The organism is Acinetobacter sp. UBA2063 (assembly GCF_002333245.1).
Classification (GTDB): Bacteria; Pseudomonadota; Gammaproteobacteria; order Pseudomonadales; family Moraxellaceae; genus Acinetobacter; species Acinetobacter parvus.
Genome location: NZ_DDAH01000092.1, coordinates 1 through 3,326, shown reverse-complemented (window position 1 = coordinate 3,326; position 3,326 = coordinate 1). Strand labels below are relative to the sequence as shown.

Sequence of the window (3,326 nt, the reverse complement as noted above, 5' to 3'; positions counted from 1 at the left end):
TGGAGATGTCTTATTGTTTGCTGAAGGTGCAGGTTCACAAGTCTTTAAAGGGACGAGAGAAAATGCATGGGTATTTAGCAAATTAAAAGAAGCATTTGGCTTTAAATAAACCTTTTATTGAAGTTTTTCATCATATTGCAAGAAACCTCAGTCACTATGACTGAGGTTTTTTTATGTAGGAAATAACATGCGTCTTGTGATTAGTTCGGTCTTACTCTGCTTGGGGATGACTTCTTTGCATGCTGCACCCTTATTAAGTGCCAGTATTATGCGCGAGACTCAAACCATTGGGAATGATGGTGTGACACGTACCAGTGTGTTTCAGGAGCGTATGTATCGTAATACACAGAATATCTGGATTGAGCGTGTATTGCCTAAACATCATCAACATGGTCAGGAGAAAGGTGGGCATAAACATTTAGATTTGGCTGAAGCAGCGCAGCATTATTTTATTGATCATAAAAAACAGCCAAAACTCAATTTAGTGTTGATGGAAGATAAAACAGTTGTGCATTTACAGGATGCCGATGTTGATATGTTAGGCTTAAGTAATTGCTGGTCATGTGTTTATTCATTAATCGACCCTAAAAGTCTAAAAGCAATGACAGTGAAGAAAAAGGATGCAAACACTACATGGTATGAGACTCAGAATAAGAAAAATAAAATGAGTATTGAGTGGGATAACCGCAATAACATTGCCAAACGTGTTGAAGTTCGTAGTCTGGATGGTTTGCGTTACGACATCTTAAAAGCCAATATTCAACAGGTGAATATTGCCGAACCTTGGAAAACATATAGTAAGTTTACAACGAAGGACTATTCCGATTTTGGGGATTAACTGAACTAAAATTGCATGTTTGAATTTAGCCCCTTCTTAAAGGGGCTTTATCATAATAAGACGCATCAAAATAGATTTAGCCAAGTAATCAGTATAAATGAGCCAGATCACTCCAATATAATCAGTCGAACATTGCGATATTGCTTATTTGTGTCCGAACGGATCATGATGAATTGATCTAGACATACAAAAGCCGACATGATGTCGGCTTTTGTATTTTCAATGCTTGCTTATTTCGTTGTTGTAGCTTTCTTTTCTACGGAAGGTGCAATTGGATCTGCAGTAATATAACCCACCGCAGCAGCAAAACGGTCTTTGTAGTTTGCACGGACTAAAGGATCAAGCGTCGTTTTTACTTTATCGTGTAATGGAGATTCCCAGTCACCCGGGTGCTGGAAGTTGCTCATGATATAAGTCCAACCATTCACCGCATCTACAGCATGCAGACCTGTTGATTCAGCACCAGCAGGGGTGGATAAGATACGGCTTAATTGTTTGGTATCGACATTATAAGCCCATAAGAAGTTATTGATGTGCATACCACTATCTTCACCAATGAAGAGGGTACGTAAATTTTCAGAGAACTTGATGTTATCTGGGTTTGCAATTTTATCTGCATTGGCAAGGTTACCTAGGGCATCAGCAGTGGCAAGGTCTTCACCAACCAAAGCCGCAGGAGCTTCCATGTGTATCGATACCCATTCACTATTAATCAACTGGTTTTTTTGATCAACTTGGCTACCTTTTAAGGTGTGAGCATACACGGCACCTGCTTTCGGGCCTTGTACTTGGATATCAGTGGTTTTGTCAATCATAGAAGACTGAACATAAGACATTGCAGAATAAGCAATTTTATCCTTAATGTTGACCGTTGTACCTTCCATTTTGGTGAATCCCATACTTGCACCGACCAAAGCTGCGTAGCGATGGGTTTCAAGGAATGCAGCCTCACGCTCTTTACCTGCAACTAATTTCACCCAGTTATCTTTGCCACTGAAGCGAATCTTGGTATAGCTTGCATCTTTAGGATCAGCAGTTTTGACATCCATAAGATCAGAAATTTTATATTGATCAGCCCAGCCTTTTACTTCATCGCTTGTTGCATGACCAAGATTGATCCAGCTGATATCACCCGCACCTGGGCCTACGCCAGATGTTTGTTTCCATTTAGCAACATAGAGTGTGCCTGCAGATAAATCTTTTTCTTTATCTGCAACGAACATAAACAAGCCGCCATTGGTTGCATCATCACCCATTAACGCCGTGCGGTTATCTGGCATGACTTGTACTAGCTCATGTGAAATACGACCTAAACAGTAATGTTTTTTAATTGAACCCGTACCATCGGTATTAACCGTCACTTCTGGTAAATGACCGTAGTGGTAAGGATTGCCTTTATTGCTGTCGCCAAATAGGTTTTTACTGAATACAGGTAGATAGCTTCCTGCAACGTTATTTGCATCAGGCTCGTATTCTTCACTCGAAAGATGTGTTCCCCATGGCGATAAGCTGGCACCACAAGTAATCCATAAGCCATTGACCTTGGAGGTATCCACATTGTGATATTTCACTAAAGATAAATGACCTGTTTTAGGGTCTTGATCCAGAGTTAAAATGGCAATTGGTGAAGGTAAAAGACCATACATAGAACTTAGGCTTTGATCACGAGTGGTATATTCAAATTGCACCACATGGAAAACAGGATTTCCTGCAACACCTAAGGCTTTTTTATCTGCATCGGTAAAATCTTTACCTGTCGCTTGTTTAAAGCTAATCAACGAGCTTCCATCTGGACAGTCTGAAAAGAATTGGCGTTCTTGCCCTGCTTTTGATTTATCGATAATCGGTTGGTTATTGATATCAACATAACCTCCAGCAAGGATTTTACCGCCTTTGCCATCAGTTACCATGTCACCTGTGGTGAAGAAAGGCTTATAAGCAAGGGTGTAATCGGTTTTTGAACCATCATCCCAATTGATACTGAGCGTTGAGGCAACGGTGGTGGTTGCCATTGCAGCAGGGTTGCTTAGATTCGGAGCTGCCATAGGGGTAAATGTTGCATTTTTAAATTTGGCAGCAGGAGGTGTAGGGGTGATAGCAGAGTCATTATTGTCATCATTGCAGCCTGTTAAAACGGCGGCGGTACTCATTGCTCCGAGGGGTAAAAATGGAACGCCTGCGAACCATTTTAAAATATCACGACGACTTGGCTGATGGGTATTGGCTGTCATAGTAAATCCATTTCTTTAATATAGGGTAAATAAATCCTGATAGACTCTATGAAGCAGAGATGACATTTTTTTGACAGTTTTAATGCAGTTTTAAGACAATTTGTTTTTTATAAGTGACTAAAAAATATGAAATTAAAATAAAAAACTCCCTGAAGTTTTTCAGGGAGTTGTAGGCTGTTTTTAGTCGGCTACTTTTCTTTTTTCCAGTATTTTTCCGAACAGTAAACCAAGTTCAAACAGCATCCACATGGGTACCG

2 protein-coding genes are annotated in these 3,326 nt (G+C 40.1%); one reads left to right on the top strand and one right to left on the bottom strand.

Annotation, left to right across the window (positions count from 1 at the left end; translation table 11 throughout):
* Positions 1–187 precede the first annotated feature (187 nt).
* Positions 188–838, top strand: a complete 651-nt coding sequence (locus tag B4H32_RS03920) for a hypothetical protein (protein ID WP_004757114.1) — start codon at positions 188–190, stop codon at positions 836–838.
* Positions 839–1,068: 230 nt separating this feature from the next.
* Here the strand turns inward: B4H32_RS03920 and B4H32_RS03915 are convergent, their stop codons facing one another.
* Positions 1,069–3,069 (bottom strand): PhoX family protein, encoded by a 2,001-nt coding sequence (locus B4H32_RS03915; protein ID WP_004757116.1) that lies wholly within the window; start codon positions 3,067–3,069, stop codon positions 1,069–1,071.
* Positions 3,070–3,326 lie beyond the last annotated feature (257 nt).